Here is an 18006-nt window from a genome sequence, read left to right on the forward strand (position 1 = left end):
GATAGTAAAAATTATATTTCAGCAATTTCTTTGTTCTTTTCCAATTTGCCGCCTGTCCATTCAATAATTTCTTCGGCTAAAGCCAAGACTTCCGTGGAGGTATGTACGTTCAAATCCCCATCATAGCCACCTAATAAATGCAGGTAATTATAGGCACTGTTAAAGTATTGCAATATTTTTTTATTTTCTACCGAAAGGGCTTTCCGGTATTTATCTACATCAGGCCGCTCTTTCTTTTTCCTTACCTTTATTACATCGTCCAGCACTACCAATACATCTGTATAGGCGGTGTTGAAGGCCATTTTTACATATTTGGGATCTGTATAAAATTTACCTTTTTTGCCAGCTTTGGTGCTTAATATTTCCCAGGCATTATTTATATACCGCTTTGCTTCTAAATAGCTGTTCTTTTCTAGCATGGATTTTTTTCCTAAAATAATGATTTTTTCAAAATATAAAGAGTGTTTAACCACAAACTACACAAAGGGGGTTACACAGAGTACGCTAAGTAAAAACATCTTAATTTTGGCATTACGTTACAGTTAAAGTACACAAGGCTATGCGGAAACACTGATAGATTTTTGGGATTTTGCAAATTCTTTGTGTACCTAATATGCCCCCTATCGCCTTGTGTGCTTTGTGTTTCTTATTCCTTGTGACCTTTGTGGCAAAAACAATTCCACAAAAAAATTAGGATAACCAATTGTTTTTTGCACCCATAAATGCCTATTTCATTTACCTTTAATTTCCATGACGCTTACAGATTCTTTTTTATTGGCTTTTAAAACAGTGAAGAGCAACAAATTGCGAACGGGTATTACCGTGGCTATTATTGCTTTTGGCATCATGGCATTGATTGGCATTATCACCGCCATACAATCGATGAACCAAAGCCTGCGGGAAAGTTTTTCTTCCATGGGGGCAAATGCCTTTAGCATACGCTTCAAGGAAAGCAGGGTAAGGTTTGGGGGGGGGAATCAGGAAACGTTGTCCCTTGCCAAAAGGGGGCAAAAGGAAAAGAAATCGAACCTAGACAAGCCTATACAAAAAGAAGAAGCCCTACGGTTTAAACAAATATTTGCATTCCCATCTTCCGTAAGTATTTATTTCAGGCTGGGCAACAGCGTAGAATGCAGGTACAAAGACAAAAAAACAAACCCACAAACAACGGTATGGGGCGTGGATGAAAACTACCTGAACGTAACAGGCTACAACCTGCAAACAGGCAGGAATTTTAGCAACCTAGATATAGAAACTGGCAGGAATGTTTGCCTGATAGGCTACAACACAGCCACAAAGCTGTTTGGCGAGGGGGCAGAAAACAGCATCGACAAAATAATACAGGTGGGCGGCATTTCATTCAGGGTCATTGGCTTGCTGCAAAGCAAGGGAAGCAGTGCTTTTTTAAGGCAGGACGAGGTAGTACTTACGCCTTACAACAACAGTGCAAGGTTTAGGAATGCTGGCACTTCTTACACTATTGCTATCATGGTAAGCAAAGTGCAGGGTCTAGACGCAGCAATTGGCGAAACAACAGCTCTTTTCAGGAACGTACGCAAGCTGCAGCCACTAGACCAGGACAATTTTGTAATAGAAAAAAGCGACAAGTTTGCAGAGTTGTTTATTGGGTTCCTTAGCAGTATTGCGGCCAGTGCTGGGGCTATTGGGTTGATTACGTTGATAGGTGCCGCAATAGGATTGATGAATATTATGCTGGTATCGGTAAATGAGCGAACCAAAGAGGTAGGCCTAATAAAAGCACTGGGCGGCAAACGGAAAAACGTAAGACAGCAGTTTTTGTTTGAGAGCCTTATTATTAGCATGTTAGGTGCTTTTTTTGGTATCCTACTGGGCGTATTGGTAGGTAATATAGCTGGGCTAGTTTTGCATACAGGTTTCGTGATCCCTTGGGCATGGGTAATTACAGGTATTGTGATCTGTTCCTTGGTAGGGCTGGCAGCGGGCATTTACCCAGCCATGAAAGCAGCAAGGCTAAACCCAATTGTGGCTTTGCGGTACGAGTAGGAGCGTATTGCATACGCCCTGCTTGCAAAGAAAAATTAGCCACAAAGGCACGAAGACTCAAAGCATCACAAAGGGAAGCAAGCAAAGAAATGGATTGATACCTTTATATTACCCCAACTTGTTTGGAGTATTCGGAAGGGCTTATGCAATAGCCCCTACAAGATGCGGTAACCAGATGTAGGTATTATAAAAATACTATTTGGCACTGGGCTAAGGTTTACCCTTGTGGCGGTATATTTTACCTTGTCCCCTTTTTCGCCAATGGCTTCGTAGCTTAGCACCAAGCCCGGTATATCTTTAAACTGGTATTCAAATTCTTTTACAGAAGGTACAATGGCGGAGGTATAATACAAAACATAACTATTGCCATCCTTCAACTGCAAGGTGGCTTTTTTGCAATCGTAGCCAGCAATTGTTTTGTGTTCTTCAGCATAATTAATAGTTAGGCCTTCAAACTTTTTATTTTCGCTTATCCATTTGGCATTGTCCAGCTTTGTCATGAATTTGTTTGTGCCAAACTCCCTCAAAATGGTAGCGTTTCCCGTTGTTTTGTCGTAAAACATGGTCTGGCAAAAAGCCGCACTTACTAAATCTGTACGGCAATCGTTGCCTTTTATATATACTGTTTTCTTACTAGCCTTAAAAGCCGAAGCAGCATCCATGCTGGCATCTGGTGCAGCTATTGAGTAGGTAAGTGTACACTCGGCAATGATGCGTTGCTGTGCAGGCAATTGCCAAGCAATGATGGTGAACAAAAATATGGCAGCTGTTTTTTTCATTTGTGTTATTTTGAGGCTTCGCTAAGCAAGCTGCCATTACTAAAATATTTGCTTGATAATTTGCTAAAATTAGTTGAATTATTGGTATTTTATTTAAATAAAATTGGGCTATTTGTACCGTTGATGAAATTCCATCTTTCACAATTCTACGCCCCATCAAGTAGAATAGATTTCCACCAAATAAATCGTGGCTATATCTTTGGGCAAATCATAAAACAGCACAGTGGGTGTATCAGCATTTGTACAGGCATTGGTTATAGGCATCAAGCAAACAACTTGGCCAGAATATACAGCCGTTTTTTTTGGGATTGCAAGCGTATTGTATTCACGGAAGGAAAACATACTAGTTTACCCCACAGGCATTATCAGCACCATTTTTTATACTTGGTTTTGTTTTGCATGGTGGAACCTTTATGCCGAGGGCAGCCTCAATTTTTACTACACCATCATGAGCCTGTACGGATGGTATGTTTGGAGCAAAAAAAAAAGTGGCGAAACACTGCCCATCACTTACAACACACGGAAAGACTGGACAATTTGTGCCATCTTTTTTATTGCCTCTTGGGTTATTTTGTATGTAGTGCTAAAGAACCATACCAATAGCACTGTACCTTTTGCCGATTCTTTTGCATCTGCAACGGCATATACGGGCATGTGGCAAATGGCAAGAAAGAAAGTAGAAAACTGGATTTGGTGGATATTAACCAACACGGCCTCTATACCCCTTTACTTTTACAAAGGAGCCGTTTTTACCAGCTTGCAATATGTGGTGTTCCTCGTATTGGCAATCATGGGATTAATTGAATGGAAAAAGAAAACACCGTATGCAAGGGATTAAAAAAATAGTAATTATTGGTCCTGAATCAACAGGCAAAAGCACATTGAGCGAACTGCTGGCAAAGCATTACCACACTGTTTGGTGCCCTGAATATGCTAGGGAATACCTGCTTGAGCATGGCACAGATTATACTTTTGACGATTTGCTTACCATTGCCAAAGGGCAACTTGCTTTGCAGAAGGAATACGAAACCCTGGTACTAAATACCGAACAAAAGAAAGGGAGCAGCCGTCTTTTATTTATTGACACAGACATGCACGTGATGAAAGTGTGGTGCGAGTTTGTATTTGGGCAGTGCCATGCGTTTATAGAAGAAGCCATAAAAAAACAGCAATGCGACCTTTACCTGCTGTGCAATATAGACCTGCCCTGGGTAGCAGACGAACTGCGCGAATACCCAGACGAGGGCCCAAGGATAGAACTGCACGCTATTTACAAGCATATACTCGAAAACCAACCTGTACCATGGGTGGACATTAGCGGCAATTATAAACAAAGGCTGCAGAAAGCTATTGATGCTGCGGATACAACTTTTGGTTTACCACATAGGAATATAGGCACATAGTAAGAAATATAATAAATAGCATTATTAGCAACCGCCCCAAAGCGAACAAGTAATGTTTTGCATTTGATTTTTTTTGCCAAAAAGATTTTAAGTATCACTAAGAAAAAAGGAGGTTATTTGGATTATCTGGTAACCTTTAAACTTCTCTTTTCTTTGTGCTCCTTCGTATTTTTATGGCTACAATCATTCAGTTAAGCTGGATCTTGGCTAAAAAGATTTGGGTGTTTTGCTGCAAAAGGCTTTAGCCCTAGGTGTGTGTATGCTTTTTCTGTGGCTTCCCTGCCCCTTGGTGTGCGCTGCAGGAAGCCTTCTTTTATCAGGAAGGGTTCATATACCTCCTCAATAGTACCAGGCTCTTCGCCCACGGCAGTAGCAATGGTTGTAAGACCAACGGGACCTCCTTTGAATTTTTCAATAATAGCCCCTAGTATCCTGTTGTCCATTTCGTCTAGGCCATGCTCATCCACATTCAATGCTTTTAGGGCATGTTGGGTAATGCCAAGGTCTATCTTCCCATCATTCAGCACTTGTGCAAAATCCCTTACCCTTCTTAGCAAGCCATTGGCTATACGGGGCGTGCCACGGCTGCGGCGGGCTATTTCGTGCGCTGCATCGTCTTTAATGCTGGTGTTTAAAATAATGGCACTGCGCTTAATGATTTTTTTCAGCGTGGCTGCATCGTAATATTCCAGCCTGCTCTTAATGCCAAATCTTGAGAGTAGGGGGGCTGTCAGCAAACCGCTACGGGTAGTAGCTCCCACCAATGTAAAAGGGTTCAGGTTTATTTGTATGCTACGGGCGTTGGGGCCTGTGTCTATCATTATGTCTATCCTGAAATCTTCCATGGCGGCGTACAAGTATTCTTCCACAACGGTACTAAGCCGATGTATCTCATCAATAAACAATACATCATTCGGTTGCAAGTTGGTAAGCAGCCCGGCAAGGTCGCCCGGTTTTTCTATCACGGGCCCGCTTGTTTCTTTTATGTTCACGCCTAGTTCGTTTGCCACGATGCGGCTAAGGGTTGTTTTTCCCAAGCCTGGGGGGCCATGGAACAATATATGGTCTAGTGCTTCCCCCCTTATTTTGGCCGCTTTAATGAAAATGAGCAGGTTTTCTATCAATTGGGGCTGCCCGCTAAAATCGTCGATGGCGGCAGGGCGTATGGTATTTTCAAATTCCTTGTCTGTGCCTGCAAGCTGCTCTGTTTTATGTACATTTTCTTTTGCCATCGTGTCAAAAATAAAGCATTGTGTTACTAATCAGGTATTTTTTCGCCACAAAGGCTCGAAGCAGCACAAAGGAAATAAAGTAATAACCAGCTTGCATTTTTTGCCCGTCGTGCTTAAAAAGGGCTATGCTCCTGAAAAAAAATCAATCTAGCCAAAAGAAGGTCTTTGTAGCTTCGAAAAAAAATAAAAAACACATCAATTTTAGTATTTCTAATTGGGTATTATTTAGTGCTACTGGCATATCTGCTTTTTAATGCAAAAAAAGAATATAGTTGAAACCGTTCTTTAGCGCATTACCCCTTTAAAGCATTTGAAATATAGTAAATATTTAAAAGGATGTAGGACACCAATACCACTTTGGCTGCAATCGAATCGAAAAGGTATGCCTGTTTTACTTTCCCTTTTTTGAGCATGGTTAATGAATAGGTAGAAGAAACAATAACCACAAAAATAAAAAACAGGGTCATGGCATGAAGCGTGTCAACCAATGTGAGTGAAGTAGAGTCGGGCAGCGAGGCGTCAATAATATACTTATTGCCTATAGCTGCAAATAGCGAGCCTACACTAAGGCCAAAACGGGAGTCGATATTGTCGGCATGTATATAAAAACAGATATAAGAAATAAGGAACGCCACATACATGCCCAAGAACATTTTCCAGAATAACTCTGTTGCAGACCTGCTGATGCCGATATTTACTTTAAAATTTGCGTATTCAGAATGGGGTTTTGCATAGCTGGCATCACCAAAAGCTGTTTCGTAGGCTTTTTTACCTGTTGAAACAGTGAAGCTATCTATGTCCCAGCCCTTTAATGTGAACTTGGGGTCGTAGTGCATACCTAGCGTATCTGCCACAAACACAAGGCTCTTGGCATCAAACTGAGAATTTTCTATAGATAAGTGTAGTTTCTGGCGGTCGAACGGGAAATTGTTTATGCGCCATGAGTCCTTCATCACGCATTGCATTTTCATCAGTAAGTAAATCTGCCCGTTGGAGGAGTCAACTGTCGAAAATGACTTGGTAACGGTTTTTGCCTGTGGTATTTCAAGGTTTTGGGCAAAGTCAAATTCTTTTTTCTTGTAAGTAAGCCATAGCCAAAAAATAGCCGTGTATTCGTTTTGCTTAAAATCGATGTCATGTATGCTGGTAATGTATATGCCTGTTTTCACCGTGTCTGGGTGTGGTTTCTCGGCAATAGCATTGCTGCTAAAAAAGCACGCAACAACCATAAATAAGATGGAAAAGAGGAGGGTGTTTTTCATCTTGTGTTTTTATTTTGTTTGAAAGGTAAGCTATCGCAAAAAGCAAACCATTTTTATCAGTGTTTTTAGTATTTTAGGCAATGAGGATTTTTTTTTAAGTAGTATTTTTTGAAGCACTTTTTTTGAAGCACTTAAAAGTGCTTCAAATTTTTATATAGCAAAAAAGACTTTGCCACCCATATATAAGTATATCTTGCTTTTAGGATGTGCAATGGAAACGATTGCCTATTTTTATGTTTTGTAGCATGATTAATCAAATACAATGGAAAATAAATTAGCTTTTGCCCGATGAACTCTTTTATACCATAGCAGATTTTAGGGAGTGGTTAAAAAAAAATGGCTTTTTTACCACATAGTAAAAACTTAAATTTAAAGTATTGTCTCAAAATATCCCACTCGCAGAAAGGATGCGGCCCCAAACGTTAGATGAACTAGTAGGGCAGCAGCACCTCACAGGCAAAGGAAGCATTTTGCGTTCTTCCATTACGCAAGGAAACCTTCCCTCCATTATTTTATGGGGGCCGCCAGGGGTGGGCAAAACCACTATTGCCCATATTATAGCGCAAGCCATTAATGCCCCTTATTTCCAGTTGAGCGCCATCAGCAGCGGCGTAAAAGAGGTAAGGGAAGTGATAGAACAGGCCAGGCATACCTCAAAAGCCATCCTTTTTATTGACGAGATACACCGTTTCAACAAAGGGCAGCAGGATGCCTTGCTGGGAGCTGTAGAAAAAGGTATTATTACCTTGATTGGTGCAACTACTGAGAACCCCTCTTTTGAAGTAAACAGCGCACTGCTTAGCCGTGCCCAAGTGTATGTGTTACGGCCATTGCAAGAAACCGATTTGGTAGCTTTGCTGCACCAGGCACTTATAAAAGACGAATGGCTAAAGCAATACAAAATAGTACTAAAAGAAACTGCTGCAATGGTAAAAATAAGCGGTGGCGATGCCCGTAAACTGCTGAACCTACTGGAACTGGTATCACAAACCATCATTTCAACTGGCGACCTTGCCATAACTGATGACAGGGTAATGAATATAGCCCAGCAGAAAATAGCCCTGTACGATAAAAAGGGCGAGCAGCACTACGACATTATCTCGGCTTTTATTAAAAGTATGCGTGGCAGCGACCCCAATGGGGCTGTGTATTGGTTGGCAAGGATGATAGAAGGAGGGGAAGACATAAAATTTATTGCCCGCAGGATGCTTATTTTTTCCAGTGAAGACATTGGCAATGCCAACCCCAATGCCTTGCTATTGGCCAATGCCACATTTGATGCAGTAAGCAAAATTGGCTACCCAGAAAGCCGGATTATACTATCCCAATGTGCCACTTACCTTGCATCTTCTGCCAAAAGCAATGCGGCTTATGAAGCCATTGGCAAAGCACTACGAGCTGTGCAGCAAACTGGGGACCTGCCAGTGCCGCTGCATATACGCAATGCGCCCACCAAGCTGATGAAAGACATGGAGTATGGCAAAAACTACCAGTATTCTCACTTGGGCGAAGGCAATTTTATAGAACAGGAATACCTGCCCCAGCCGCTTGCAGGCACGCCATTTTACCAGCCTGGGAACAATGCACGGGAAAATGAACTGCGTAAATTTTTAAAAGACAGGTGGAAGGGGAAGTATGGGTATTGATGTGTTTTTATTTCTTGAAATACAACCCTATTATAGCCATCATCATGGCAAGAAAAATACCAAACATCCAACGCAATATTTCTACTTTTGTTTCCGCAAGCTTAGTTTCTAGTTTAGAATCCATTTTAGCAAAATCTTCTTTTGTTGCAAATACAGTATGCATCTCCTTCCTAAGGTTTTCTAAATCTTTTGTCTGTAGTGTTTGATAAACCTGGGTTTTTTCGTCTATTTTTTCTTTAGATTTTGCTTCAAAATATTCTATAACCGTAGCAGCTTCCTGCTCGGAAAATTTTGACTTGAATATTTCATAAACCTTTAGTTCCAATGTACTCATTGTTGCTATTATTTATTACAAAACTAGCGAATTATTATGTAGAAGAATACTGTACTTATTTTATATACCCCAATATCTTCAACATACTTTGAGCAGATTGTTCCTTGGCATATACCCAGTCCTCAAGCTCGCCATCTTTGTTGCGTTCAATAATAATGTGCTTGGGCGAAGGGATAAGGCAGTGCTTAATGCCACCATAGCCACTAATCTGGTCTTGGTAAGCACCTGTATGGAAGAAACCTACATACAAAGGTTCTTTGTTGCTTTCTTCCTCGCCTTTGTAGTTATTGGTCAACTTTGGTAGGAATACTTCATTTATATGTTCCTCGCTGTCGTAATAATCATGGCTGTCGCAGGTAATGCCCCCCAAAACCACCCGGTGATATTCATTGTCCCACTTATTCACAGGCAGCATCAGGAATTTCTCGCCAATACCCCAAGTATCTGGCAGGGTAGTAATGAATGAAGAATCTATCATGTACCAGCACTCACGGTCGTTCTGTACTTTTTGTCCTATCACGCTGTAAATATGCGCCATGCTTTCACCAACGGTGAAGCTGCCAAACTCGGTAAAGATATGCGGCATGGCCACTTTGGCTTTTTTGCAGGCACGTTTAATGTTGCCAACAATTTCATTTATCATGAACTGGTAGTCATAATCAAAGCCCAAAGAGTGCTTGATAGGGAAACCGCCACCGATATTGATAGAATCTAGTTCTGGGCAAATTTTCTTTAATTGGCAGTATAGGTTTATTACTTTGTTCAGTTCGCTCCAGTAATAAATATCATCCTTAATGCCTTTGTTCAGGAATATATGCAGCATTTTTAGCTGGAACTTATCTTCAAAGCCTTCAATCTCATCCACATAAAATTCCAAAATATCCCTTGGCCTAATGCCTAAACGGGAAGTATAGAAAGGGAAAGAAGGTTCTTCTTCCGCAGCCACCCTGATGCCCAGTTTAAAAGGTTCTTTTACAGACTTGCGATAAGCATCCAGTTCCTCCTTATTATCTAAAATCGGTATTACATTTTTAAAACCTGTATTAATCAGTTTTGCAATTCGGTTGGTATAGGCTTTTTGCTTGTAGCCATTGCAAATAATAAAGGTTTCTTTATTAATCTTCTTTTTCAGGAAAAGCTGGTTGATAATTTCTATATCGTACGCATAAGAAGTCTCCAAGTGTATTTGGTGCTTCAAGGTTTCCTCCACTATAAAAGAAAAGTGCGAGCTTTTGGTACAGTAGCAATAGTTATAATCGCCTTCGTACTTATGCTTCTTAAACGCATTGGCAAACATTTGCTTGGCCTTGTTTATTTGCATCCCTATCTTGGGCAGATAGGTAATTTTCAAGGGAGTACCATATTTGTCAATCAATGCCTTTACGTCAACATCATTAAACATTAAATAACCGTCATTATTCAATTTATAACCTTCCTGCGGGAAATGGAAGGTTTGATTCACCAAGGAGGTGTAGGTATTGTTCATCTAAGAACTTGGTTTAATGAGTGATATATAAATAAAAAGAAAGCAAAAGTAATTGTTTGCAATACATTGGGGGAATAAAAAAAGCTGAAGCATGGTGGCTTCAGCTTTTTTTCTATGTATGGTAAATACTATTTTACAGAATCAATCAATGTTTTGAAACTTTCAGGGTTGTTCATGGCCAAGTCTGCCAATACCTTACGGTTCAATTCAATGCCTTTTTCAGATAATTTGTGTATAAATTGGCTGTAGGTAAGGCCTTCCGCACGTACGCCTGCGTTGATACGGGCAATCCACAACTGGCGGTATTCCCTTTTTTTCAATTTACGGCCTACATAGCTGTAAGTCAAGCCTTTTTCAACAATGTTCTTGGCTACGGTATATACGTTTTTACGTTTGCCATAATAACCTTTGGCTTGGTCGAGAATCCTTTTCCTCCTTGCTCTTGATGCAACTGCATTTACTGAACGTGGCATAATTACTTATTTTGTTGTTAGTGCCTTTGAAGCAGCTAACAGATGTTTTTAAATTGTTTTATTGTTTCTTTTTGTGAAGTGCTTATTTTATAATTTAAAATCCAAAATCTAGAATTTTAAATTAAACAAGGCTTATTTTAAACGCAACAAGCGCATTACAAAATCTTTGTTGGCATCGCCAACAGTGCCTTTAATACGCATGGCACGTTTGCGCTTGGTAGATTTCTTGGTTAAAATGTGGCGTTTGAACGCCTTTTGAAACGTGATTTCGCCGGTGCCGGTTACTTTGAACCTCTTCTTGGCACTTGAGTTTGTTTTAACTTTAGGCATAAAATAATCTTTATTATGAAGATTATACCCTACAGGTGCCCCGAACAGACGGGGGCTTGTTGAACCTTTTGGGAAATGGGCGGCGAAAGTACGGATTATAAATGGAAATTGCAAAAAATGAAATTAGGTATAATTCCTTTTGCCCTTTGCTTGTTTCAAGCTATTTTAGTAGAAACAGTTTTTTTAAAAGTTTTGCATAGTAATAATACAGGTGCAAACAAGGAGGAAATCCCCCTATTTGCACCTTTGCCTATTGCCTGTTTTAAGCTTTAAAAAGAATAAGATATATGTGCCATCGCTTTAAAACGCATATCTGTTTGCCCCTCGGCAAAGTCTTGGCTGGCAGGCAACTGGGCATTGATGCCAAACCCAACTGACTTATAACTTAGTTCTACACCAGCAATGTAGGTAAGCAAGCGGCTGCCTGTAAAAGCCACAGTTGCTTTTTGCAGTTCGTTAAAATGCGTGGTTTCGTAGCCTATGCCCAAGTTGGGTATAATATACAAGTGCTTTTTGTTTAACTGGTAAAATGTAATCACATTGCCTGTAAACTTGTTGCCATATTTGTAATTGTCGCTATTCACCGTGTTCAACTTATAGTTTGCAGAAATGTTTGCACCTATTTTGCCCACTTGAAGGCTATACAATCCATTCAATATAAAATCGGTACTGCCCGTGCCTAATTGGGCATTTATGTCGGCAACTGTGGTGTTGCTGTCAGCTGTATTTACCTTAAAACAACCAGTAGGCAGTTTGATGCCCCCGCCCAGCCATAATTGTTGTTTTAAAACCTTATTGTTTTTCAACAACTTGCTGCTTCCCCATACATTATACTGTGCCATAATGGTAATATCGCCAAACCCATGTGGATTGGCAATGCCATCATCGTCTATTTGCCTGTTGATATAATATGGCACAAATGCCATCAACCTTAGTTTTTTATTGATGTTGAATCCACCCCATAGCTCAACGATATTATAATGGTTGGTGCTAAACTGCGTGGGGTCGTCGGCCAATTGGGTATGGTAGCCTGCGTAATGGTACCTAAAACCTAAAAATTTGCTTTTGAAATCGGGCATCAAGCCCATATACAAGTTGCCGCCACCACAGCCACAAATAGGGCAGGCGAAATTGTTGAAGGAAATGAATATGCAAATAAGTATTAGGATGTTTTTTTTCATAAATAATATTATTAATAAAATATTTTTTTAAATAGGGCAATAATTTATGCATCATTGATAGACACTATAAACAAGAGTATTATCCATAAAACAATGGAGATACTGGTGCGTACACGCATAATTACGGATTGGTTGTACCAATCTTGTTGGCGTACCATGCGTTTACTGATAAAATGTGAGGAATAAATGGTTTGTTGCCAATGGCAAACCTTATGCTGGCAAATGAATGGCATACGGGTAATTGTAACCTATAAGGTAGACTCTTCACAAAAGGCTTGCATGTCTTTGTTCACTTTTCAATGGCTTTCAACCCATTGTTTCCACGGGGTTAAAACCCTATGGAGTATCTAAAAATCGTACCAAAAAGTCTCCCTCGGTTCTGAACAGCCTACCTAGAAGGCTTTAATAACTTTCTAGGTTTACGCTACCGACAAATGCACATAGTCGTTTATTAGATAATATCTGGCGGGTGAAAAACAGCCCTAGGCACCCTTATAGGTTTGCCAGCAGTATGGCTAGTATAAGCAATAACTATTTCTTGCGAGATACATGGAGACGTGTGTGTAAAAAAAGATTTTGACGAAAGCACTTCGCTATCCTTGCCCGTTCTGCGTTCATTGCTTTGCTTGTCTTCTTTGGTATCTTTGTTCAGTTTCTTTTTCAACTGGCATTTACCTGCGCAGCAGCTACGGGGTTTTGCCTTGTTCTCGCAAAAGTTTTTTGCAATATAGCTTTGGTTGGCATAAAAACTACAAACAATAACTGCCTTACTAAAAGTCTGTGCCACAAAAGCAAGCAGGAATAGTATTGCAATTGATTGTTTAAACATGAAGCAAATGTAATGCAACTTCCTTTGTTGTCCCAAAAGGCACAAAGTAGCAATTAGCAAAAAGTAATAAAAAGATATCCTAACGATTGCCGGATGAAAAAAAGTACTCAATAATTTCCTTAAATTTGTTTAGAAACTAAGTCAATGACAGCAGTTAATGAAAATGCCACTTTGATAAGTGAAATGATGATCGAAAAGAAGAAGCTTGCTAGCCAATCTCAAATAAATATTTTGAAGAAAGTACCAATCTTGAATTTTATAAACAGTAACAAAAACTTAAACACGTTACTTTTTTGCCTTTAGTGCGTAATGTCAATTAAATTTTAAAAGCCAGTTTGCTACCACTTAAATAGCGCCCACCTTTTGCACGCTTTTTATAGCATCGCTCATTTCTTTAATCAGGCTACTATCTTTTTCTATGGCATTGCCTATTACAATTACGTCAGCACCAGCTTTGCAGTTTAAGTAAGCTTTTTCTGGGGTAGTAATGCCCCCGCCAATAATAAGTGGGCTTTCTATATAGCTAGATACCATTTGTATCATGCTTTCGGCTATTGGCTTTTTGGCACCACTACCAGCATCCATGTAAATTAGTTTCATGCCCAGCATTTCACCCGCCATGGCAGTACACATGGCTATTTCATTTTTATCGGCAGGTATTGGGCTTGCATTGGAAATATAAGAAACCGTAGTTGGTGCGCCCCCATCTATTACCATATACCCAGTTGGCATTATTTCCAACCCGCTCTTTTTTACAAAAGGCGCAGAGATAACATGCTGCCCAATAAGCAATTCAGGGTTTCGCCCTGAAATTAGCGACAAATACAACAACGCATCTGCATACCTGCTTACCTGCGATGGTGAGCCTGGAAACAATACCACGGGTATATCGCAGTTGGCTTTTATTTGTTGGATACACGCATCCAAATGGTTAGATATTACAAGGCTGCCTCCAACAAAAAAATAATCAACCATTGCATCAGTAGCCAATTGCACCAATTGATCAATCGTTTGGGCATTCACCTTGTCTGGGTCTATCAAGACCGAGAAAGATTTCTTCCCTTGCTTTTTCTTTTCAATAAATGTTTGATACAATGCTTGCTTCATGCAATTGAATGTAAGTGATTGTTGCAAAAATGCAGAAAAAGTCTTTATCCTTTAATCTTTCTTTTAATGCTGTCTTAATATACAAAGATACAAAAAGCAAAACTTTAGCTGCACAGGTGCAATATAACAAAAGCTGTTTATATCCGGTTGTCCAAATTTCTATATTGACAGATAAAATTTTATTTTATATGGATAGCATATAGCATTTTCCATGCCCTACTTACAAGAAAACTACTAAGACCGCTCTGTTTTGCCAATTTTTTTAACCATAAATTTATGTCCGCTATGCTCCAACAACAAAAAAATACGCACGCAATAAGCCGTGAGGAAACGCCAAGTACTAACGCAAGAAAACCATGAACAAAATATTTATATGCCCTTATAGCTACTTAATGCAACATTTCTTTTACTTTTACCCCTACTAGATAAACCTTATTAATGGCTGAGAGAAAGTATATTTTGACGAAAGAAGTTGCCGAGCAAAAATTGCAGCGCATGGCTTTGGAAATTGCAGAGAAACTGGATGGCGACCCAGCAGAAATAATAATAGTGGGCGTAAGGAACAGCGGCAAAGCAATTGCTAATAAAATAGGCAGCTTGCTCCGCCAGCACCTTGCTGTGCCTGTAAAAATTATTTCTGTTATTTTAAACAAAGATGCGCCCAAAGACATCTTTTTTAGCGACCCAACAGTCGATTTCAACAACAAGAACGTAATTGTGATAGACGACGTGGTAAACAGTGGCAAAACACTTTTGTACGCATTAAGGCCATTGCTATATTTTCAACCCAAGCATATACAAACCTTGGTGCTGGTAGAGCGGATGCACAAGCTTTTCCCCATAAAATCAGATTATATAGGCCTTACCATTGCTACAACTTACGAAGATAATATCATTGTAGAGGTAAAAGATGGCGAGATAATGGGTGCCTACATTGCTTAATTTTGAATTGTATATTTTAAATTTTGAATTAATAGGTACTACAAGATGATTCATCTGTATATAGGTCATGCTACCTAATTCAAAATTTAAAATCCAAAATTTAAAATAAATCTTCGCATTAATTTAAAATTTAAAACACAAAATTTAAAATAAGAAAGAATGAACGCAGCTACTTTAGATAAAGTAAACGAATGGTTGGCCGGCAACTACGACGATGCTACAAAAACCGCAATAAAAAAGTTAGAGGCAGAAAACCCTAGCGAGCTGGAAGAAAGTTTTTATACCAGCCTAGAGTTTGGCACGGGTGGCCTTAGGGGCATTATGGGCGTGGGCACTAACCGAATGAACAAATACACTGTAGGCATGGCTACGCAAGGTTTTTCAAATTACTTGAAAAAACAAGTTACTGGCGAAATTAGCGTAGCCATTGCGCACGATAGCCGCAACAACAGCCGTTTTTTTGCTGAGACAACCGCAGGTGTTTTTGCCGCCAATGGCATCAAGGTATTTTTGTTTGAATCGCTAAGGCCTACCCCAGAATTAAGTTTTGCCATAAGGACCTTGGGCTGCAAAGCGGGCGTAGTATGCACTGCCAGCCACAACCCCAAGGAATACAATGGTTATAAAGCCTATTGGGACGATGGCGGCCAGCTAGTGCCACCACACGACAAAAACGTGATTACCGAGGTTATGGCCATAAAATCTGTTGACGATATTAAGTTTACAGGTGGTGAAAGCAATATCAGCCTTTTGGGCAAAGACATGGACGATGCCTATATTGCTATGGTAAAAAGCTTGAGCGTTTACCCAGACGTGATTGCCAAGGAGCATGACCTGAAAATTGTTTACACCCCTATCCATGGCACAGGCATTACGCTGGTGCCAAAAGTGCTGGAAGTATTTGGCTTTACCAATGTAAACATTGTAGAAGAACAAGCCACGCCAGATGGCAACTTCCCTACGGTTGCATACCCCAACCCCGAAGAAAAAGAAACCATGAGTATTGGCCTAGCCAAAGCCAAAGCATTGGATGCAGATATTCTTTGCGGTACCGACCCTGATGCAGACAGGGTGGGCGTAGGCGTGAAAAACCACAAAGGCGAGTGGGTGCTGATGAATGGCAACCAAACCGCAGTACTGGCATTTGCCTATATGATTGAAGCCCGCAAAAGCAAGGGCATTGCCCAGCCAAACGACATGGTGATTAGCACCATCGTTACTACAGAAATGATAAACGAAGTAGCCCGCCAAAACGATGTGGCTTGCTACAATGTACTCACTGGTTTTAAATGGATTGCCGAGAAAATAAAAGAGCTTGGCACTGCCAAGAACTATGTTATTGGCGGAGAGGAAAGCTTTGGCCTAATGATTGGCAACCAAGTGCGGGATAAAGACGCAGTAAGTTCAGTAGCATTGATGTGCGAGATGGCAGCTTATGAAAAAGCCAATGATAGGACATTATTCGATAAATTAATAGACCTATACATTAAATACGGTTTCTATTACGAAAACCTGATTAGCCTTACCAAAAAAGGCATGAACGGCAAAAAGGAAATTGACGACATGATGACTGGCTACCGTGAAAACCCACCTGCCACCATCAATGGCAGCAAAGTGGTTACTTTGCTAGACTATCAGTTGCAAGTTGGCAAAAACCTTATCACAGGCGAAACATACCCCATCACCTTGCCTAAAAGCAATGTTTTACAATTTATTACAGAAGATGGCAGCAAAATATCTGCCCGCCCAAGCGGCACCGAGCCTAAAATAAAGTTTTATTTTAGTGTTCATACTATCTTGCAAAGCAGGGACGGATTTGAGGAGAAATTCGCCGAACTGCAAGCAAAAATTGCAGGCATAATAGAAGATATGAACTTGAAATAAGCACATCAGTAATAGGCTATCAAACCAAGGCTGCATTCCTTTCTAAAAGGAGTAATCTATGGTTTGATAGCCTATTTCATTTCAACACACAACCATGAAAAATTACAAATGGGGTATTTTAGGCGCAGGGAAGATTGCTGATGAATTTTGTACCGCCCTTTCATTTACCAAAAATGCAACTGTATATGCAGTAGCATCCCGTAATACTGTTACTGGCAAAGCCTTTGCCGAAAAATTTAAGGCATCTATTTATTATAACAATTATTTCGACTTGGTAAATGACAATGAAGTTGATATTATTTATATCGCTACTCCTCATGCTTTTCATTACGAGCATACCATGCTGTGCTTGCAGCATAAAAAACATGTGCTTTGCGAAAAACCAATGAGCCTTAGCTACCAGCAAACAAATGAAATGCTAAAGCTGGCAACTGAAAACGAACTTTTCCTGATGGAAGGGATGTGGACAACTTGTATGCCCTTTATCCAAAAAATAGAGGAAATAATTGCCGCTGGCATTATTGGTGAATTACAATTGGTTCAAGCCGATTTTGGATTCTCTATTCCCTATAGCCCTGAAAGCAGGCTTTTTAACAAAACACTGGGTGGCGGTTCTATTATGGATGTTGGCATCTACCCCATTTTTTTGGCCACTTTATTATTAGGTGAACCTTCAGCAATAAAATCCCTTTCCAAATTATCGAAAGATGGGATAGACGAATATGCAAACATGATTATCCAGTACTCAAATGGGGCAACAGCTCATTTATTTTCAGCCATTACGGTAGCAACCCCAATTGTAGCCAATGTTTTTGGCACAAAAGGAACTATCTACATCCAAAGCCCCTGGTACAAAGCCACTAATTTTACAGTTGTTAAAAACGATGGCAACACACAATCTTTTAGCATACCCCACTTGTGCAATGGCTTTGAACATGAAATACAGGAAGTAATGTGCTGCCTTGATAAAAAGCTTTTACAAAGCCCAAAAATGCCCCATCAATTAACGCTTGCCTTGAGCAAGCTGTTGGAAGAAATACTAAAGCAAGCAGGCGTGGTATATGGCCTTTAGCAAAGACATTTTATTAACGCA

Annotated in this window: 19 protein-coding genes; 7 read left to right on the forward strand and 12 right to left on the reverse strand. The window is 40.0% G+C overall.

Annotation, left to right across the window (positions count from 1 at the left end; all coding sequences use genetic code 11):
- Positions 1-11: 11 nt before the first annotated feature.
- The gene (locus tag ACHFIY_RS05185) at positions 12-419 is read right to left on the reverse strand and encodes a DUF5618 family protein (RefSeq protein WP_410845006.1); all 408 of its coding nucleotides are present in this window, start codon (positions 417-419) and stop codon (positions 12-14) included.
- Between the two features lie 331 nt (positions 420-750).
- Between ACHFIY_RS05185 and ACHFIY_RS05190 the strand changes: the two genes are divergently transcribed.
- Positions 751-2025 carry an ABC transporter permease gene (locus ACHFIY_RS05190; RefSeq protein ID WP_410845007.1) on the forward strand — a complete coding sequence of 425 codons (1275 nt, stop codon included), beginning with the start codon at positions 751-753 and terminating at the stop codon, positions 2023-2025.
- A gap of 155 nt (positions 2026-2180) precedes the next feature.
- On the opposite strand, the gene ACHFIY_RS05195 is transcribed toward ACHFIY_RS05190, so the two are convergent.
- Positions 2181-2804, reverse strand: a complete 624-nt coding sequence (locus ACHFIY_RS05195) for a hypothetical protein (protein ID WP_410845008.1) — start codon at positions 2802-2804, stop codon at positions 2181-2183.
- Between the two features lie 223 nt (positions 2805-3027).
- Here ACHFIY_RS05195 and pnuC point away from each other — a divergent pair, with 223 nt between their 5' ends.
- Complete coding sequence (gene pnuC / locus ACHFIY_RS05200) at positions 3028-3642, forward strand: nicotinamide riboside transporter PnuC (protein ID WP_410845009.1); 615 nt, start codon at positions 3028-3030, stop codon at positions 3640-3642.
- Positions 3629-4207 (forward strand): AAA family ATPase, encoded by a 579-nt coding sequence (locus ACHFIY_RS05205; RefSeq protein WP_410845010.1) that lies wholly within the window; start codon positions 3629-3631, stop codon positions 4205-4207. The genes pnuC and ACHFIY_RS05205 overlap by 14 nt, the downstream gene beginning before the upstream one ends.
- 191 nt (positions 4208-4398) lie before the next feature.
- On the opposite strand, the gene ruvB is transcribed toward ACHFIY_RS05205, so the two are convergent.
- Both ruvB and ACHFIY_RS05215 read right to left on the reverse strand, forming a co-directional pair.
- A complete protein-coding gene (gene ruvB, locus ACHFIY_RS05210) occupies positions 4399-5439 on the reverse strand; it encodes a Holliday junction branch migration DNA helicase RuvB (protein WP_410845011.1) in 1041 nt (346 codons plus the stop codon).
- A gap of 293 nt (positions 5440-5732) precedes the next feature.
- Positions 5733-6701 (reverse strand): ligand-gated ion channel, encoded by a 969-nt coding sequence (locus ACHFIY_RS05215; RefSeq protein ID WP_410845012.1) that lies wholly within the window; start codon positions 6699-6701, stop codon positions 5733-5735.
- A gap of 377 nt (positions 6702-7078) precedes the next feature.
- Here ACHFIY_RS05215 and ACHFIY_RS05220 point away from each other — a divergent pair, with 377 nt between their 5' ends.
- On the forward strand, positions 7079-8347 hold the full coding sequence (locus tag ACHFIY_RS05220) for a replication-associated recombination protein A (protein WP_410845013.1): 1269 nt from the start codon (positions 7079-7081) through the stop codon (positions 8345-8347).
- A gap of 7 nt (positions 8348-8354) precedes the next feature.
- On the opposite strand, the gene ACHFIY_RS05225 is transcribed toward ACHFIY_RS05220, so the two are convergent.
- The 8 genes from ACHFIY_RS05225 to ACHFIY_RS05260 all read right to left on the reverse strand — a co-directional run bounded on the left by ACHFIY_RS05225 (position 8355) and on the right by ACHFIY_RS05260 (position 14087).
- Positions 8355-8681, reverse strand: coding sequence for a hypothetical protein (locus tag ACHFIY_RS05225; protein WP_410845014.1), 327 nt, complete (start codon positions 8679-8681; stop codon positions 8355-8357).
- Between the two features lie 55 nt (positions 8682-8736).
- Positions 8737-10167, reverse strand: coding sequence for a type III PLP-dependent enzyme domain-containing protein (locus ACHFIY_RS05230; RefSeq protein ID WP_410845015.1), 1431 nt, complete (start codon positions 10165-10167; stop codon positions 8737-8739).
- Between the two features lie 128 nt (positions 10168-10295).
- On the reverse strand, positions 10296-10640 hold the full coding sequence (gene rplT, locus ACHFIY_RS05235) for a 50S ribosomal protein L20 (RefSeq protein ID WP_410845016.1): 345 nt from the start codon (positions 10638-10640) through the stop codon (positions 10296-10298).
- Positions 10641-10772: 132 nt separating this feature from the next.
- A complete protein-coding gene (gene rpmI / locus ACHFIY_RS05240; RefSeq protein WP_410845017.1) occupies positions 10773-10970 on the reverse strand; it encodes a 50S ribosomal protein L35 in 198 nt (65 codons plus the stop codon).
- Positions 10971-11239: 269 nt separating this feature from the next.
- The gene (locus tag ACHFIY_RS05245) at positions 11240-12151 is read right to left on the reverse strand and encodes a transporter family protein (RefSeq protein WP_410845018.1); all 912 of its coding nucleotides are present in this window, start codon (positions 12149-12151) and stop codon (positions 11240-11242) included.
- A 44-nt stretch (positions 12152-12195) separates the two neighbouring features.
- A complete protein-coding gene (locus ACHFIY_RS05250; RefSeq protein ID WP_410845019.1) occupies positions 12196-12384 on the reverse strand; it encodes a hypothetical protein in 189 nt (62 codons plus the stop codon).
- Between the two features lie 218 nt (positions 12385-12602).
- On the reverse strand, positions 12603-12980 hold the full coding sequence (locus tag ACHFIY_RS05255) for a hypothetical protein (protein ID WP_410845020.1): 378 nt from the start codon (positions 12978-12980) through the stop codon (positions 12603-12605).
- Between the two features lie 345 nt (positions 12981-13325).
- The gene (locus ACHFIY_RS05260) at positions 13326-14087 is read right to left on the reverse strand and encodes a phosphoglycerol geranylgeranyltransferase (protein WP_410845021.1); all 762 of its coding nucleotides are present in this window, start codon (positions 14085-14087) and stop codon (positions 13326-13328) included.
- Between the two features lie 438 nt (positions 14088-14525).
- Here ACHFIY_RS05260 and ACHFIY_RS05265 point away from each other — a divergent pair, with 438 nt between their 5' ends.
- From ACHFIY_RS05265 to ACHFIY_RS05275, 3 genes are all read left to right on the forward strand, one after another.
- Positions 14526-15029 (forward strand): phosphoribosyltransferase family protein, encoded by a 504-nt coding sequence (locus ACHFIY_RS05265; protein WP_410845022.1) that lies wholly within the window; start codon positions 14526-14528, stop codon positions 15027-15029.
- Positions 15030-15188: 159 nt separating this feature from the next.
- Positions 15189-16913 carry a phospho-sugar mutase gene (locus tag ACHFIY_RS05270; RefSeq protein ID WP_410845023.1) on the forward strand — a complete coding sequence of 575 codons (1725 nt, stop codon included), beginning with the start codon at positions 15189-15191 and terminating at the stop codon, positions 16911-16913.
- 94 nt (positions 16914-17007) lie between these two features.
- Positions 17008-17985 carry a Gfo/Idh/MocA family protein gene (locus ACHFIY_RS05275; RefSeq protein ID WP_410845024.1) on the forward strand — a complete coding sequence of 326 codons (978 nt, stop codon included), beginning with the start codon at positions 17008-17010 and terminating at the stop codon, positions 17983-17985.
- The last annotated feature ends 21 nt before the right edge of the window (positions 17986-18006 follow it).

Source organism: Parasediminibacterium schistidii (assembly GCF_046546515.1).
Taxonomy (GTDB): Bacteria; Bacteroidota; Bacteroidia; order Chitinophagales; family Chitinophagaceae; genus Parasediminibacterium.

What these genes read in the sequence shown, in the direction of transcription:
- ACHFIY_RS05185 (WP_410845006.1), bottom strand. Translation starts at nt 419, where the DNA reads ATGCTAGAAAAGAACAGCTATTTAGAAGCAAAGCGGTATATAAATAAT.
- ACHFIY_RS05190 (WP_410845007.1), top strand. Translation starts at nt 751, where the DNA reads ATGACGCTTACAGATTCTTTTTTATTGGCTTTTAAAACAGTGAAGAGC.
- ACHFIY_RS05195 (WP_410845008.1), bottom strand. Translation starts at nt 2,804, where the DNA reads ATGAAAAAAACAGCTGCCATATTTTTGTTCACCATCATTGCTTGGCAA.
- ACHFIY_RS05205 (WP_410845010.1), top strand. Translation starts at nt 3,629, where the DNA reads ATGCAAGGGATTAAAAAAATAGTAATTATTGGTCCTGAATCAACAGGC.
- ruvB (WP_410845011.1), bottom strand. Translation starts at nt 5,439, where the DNA reads ATGGCAAAAGAAAATGTACATAAAACAGAGCAGCTTGCAGGCACAGAC.
- ACHFIY_RS05215 (WP_410845012.1), bottom strand. Translation starts at nt 6,701, where the DNA reads ATGAAAAACACCCTCCTCTTTTCCATCTTATTTATGGTTGTTGCGTGC.
- ACHFIY_RS05225 (WP_410845014.1), bottom strand. Translation starts at nt 8,681, where the DNA reads ATGAGTACATTGGAACTAAAGGTTTATGAAATATTCAAGTCAAAATTT.
- ACHFIY_RS05230 (WP_410845015.1), bottom strand. Translation starts at nt 10,167, where the DNA reads ATGAACAATACCTACACCTCCTTGGTGAATCAAACCTTCCATTTCCCG.
- rplT (WP_410845016.1), bottom strand. Translation starts at nt 10,640, where the DNA reads ATGCCACGTTCAGTAAATGCAGTTGCATCAAGAGCAAGGAGGAAAAGG.
- rpmI (WP_410845017.1), bottom strand. Translation starts at nt 10,970, where the DNA reads ATGCCTAAAGTTAAAACAAACTCAAGTGCCAAGAAGAGGTTCAAAGTA.
- ACHFIY_RS05245 (WP_410845018.1), bottom strand. Translation starts at nt 12,151, where the DNA reads ATGAAAAAAAACATCCTAATACTTATTTGCATATTCATTTCCTTCAAC.
- ACHFIY_RS05250 (WP_410845019.1), bottom strand. Translation starts at nt 12,384, where the DNA reads ATGCCATTCATTTGCCAGCATAAGGTTTGCCATTGGCAACAAACCATT.
- ACHFIY_RS05255 (WP_410845020.1), bottom strand. Translation starts at nt 12,980, where the DNA reads ATGTTTAAACAATCAATTGCAATACTATTCCTGCTTGCTTTTGTGGCA.
- ACHFIY_RS05260 (WP_410845021.1), bottom strand. Translation starts at nt 14,087, where the DNA reads ATGAAGCAAGCATTGTATCAAACATTTATTGAAAAGAAAAAGCAAGGG.
- ACHFIY_RS05265 (WP_410845022.1), top strand. Translation starts at nt 14,526, where the DNA reads ATGGCTGAGAGAAAGTATATTTTGACGAAAGAAGTTGCCGAGCAAAAA.
- ACHFIY_RS05270 (WP_410845023.1), top strand. Translation starts at nt 15,189, where the DNA reads ATGAACGCAGCTACTTTAGATAAAGTAAACGAATGGTTGGCCGGCAAC.
- ACHFIY_RS05275 (WP_410845024.1), top strand. Translation starts at nt 17,008, where the DNA reads ATGAAAAATTACAAATGGGGTATTTTAGGCGCAGGGAAGATTGCTGAT.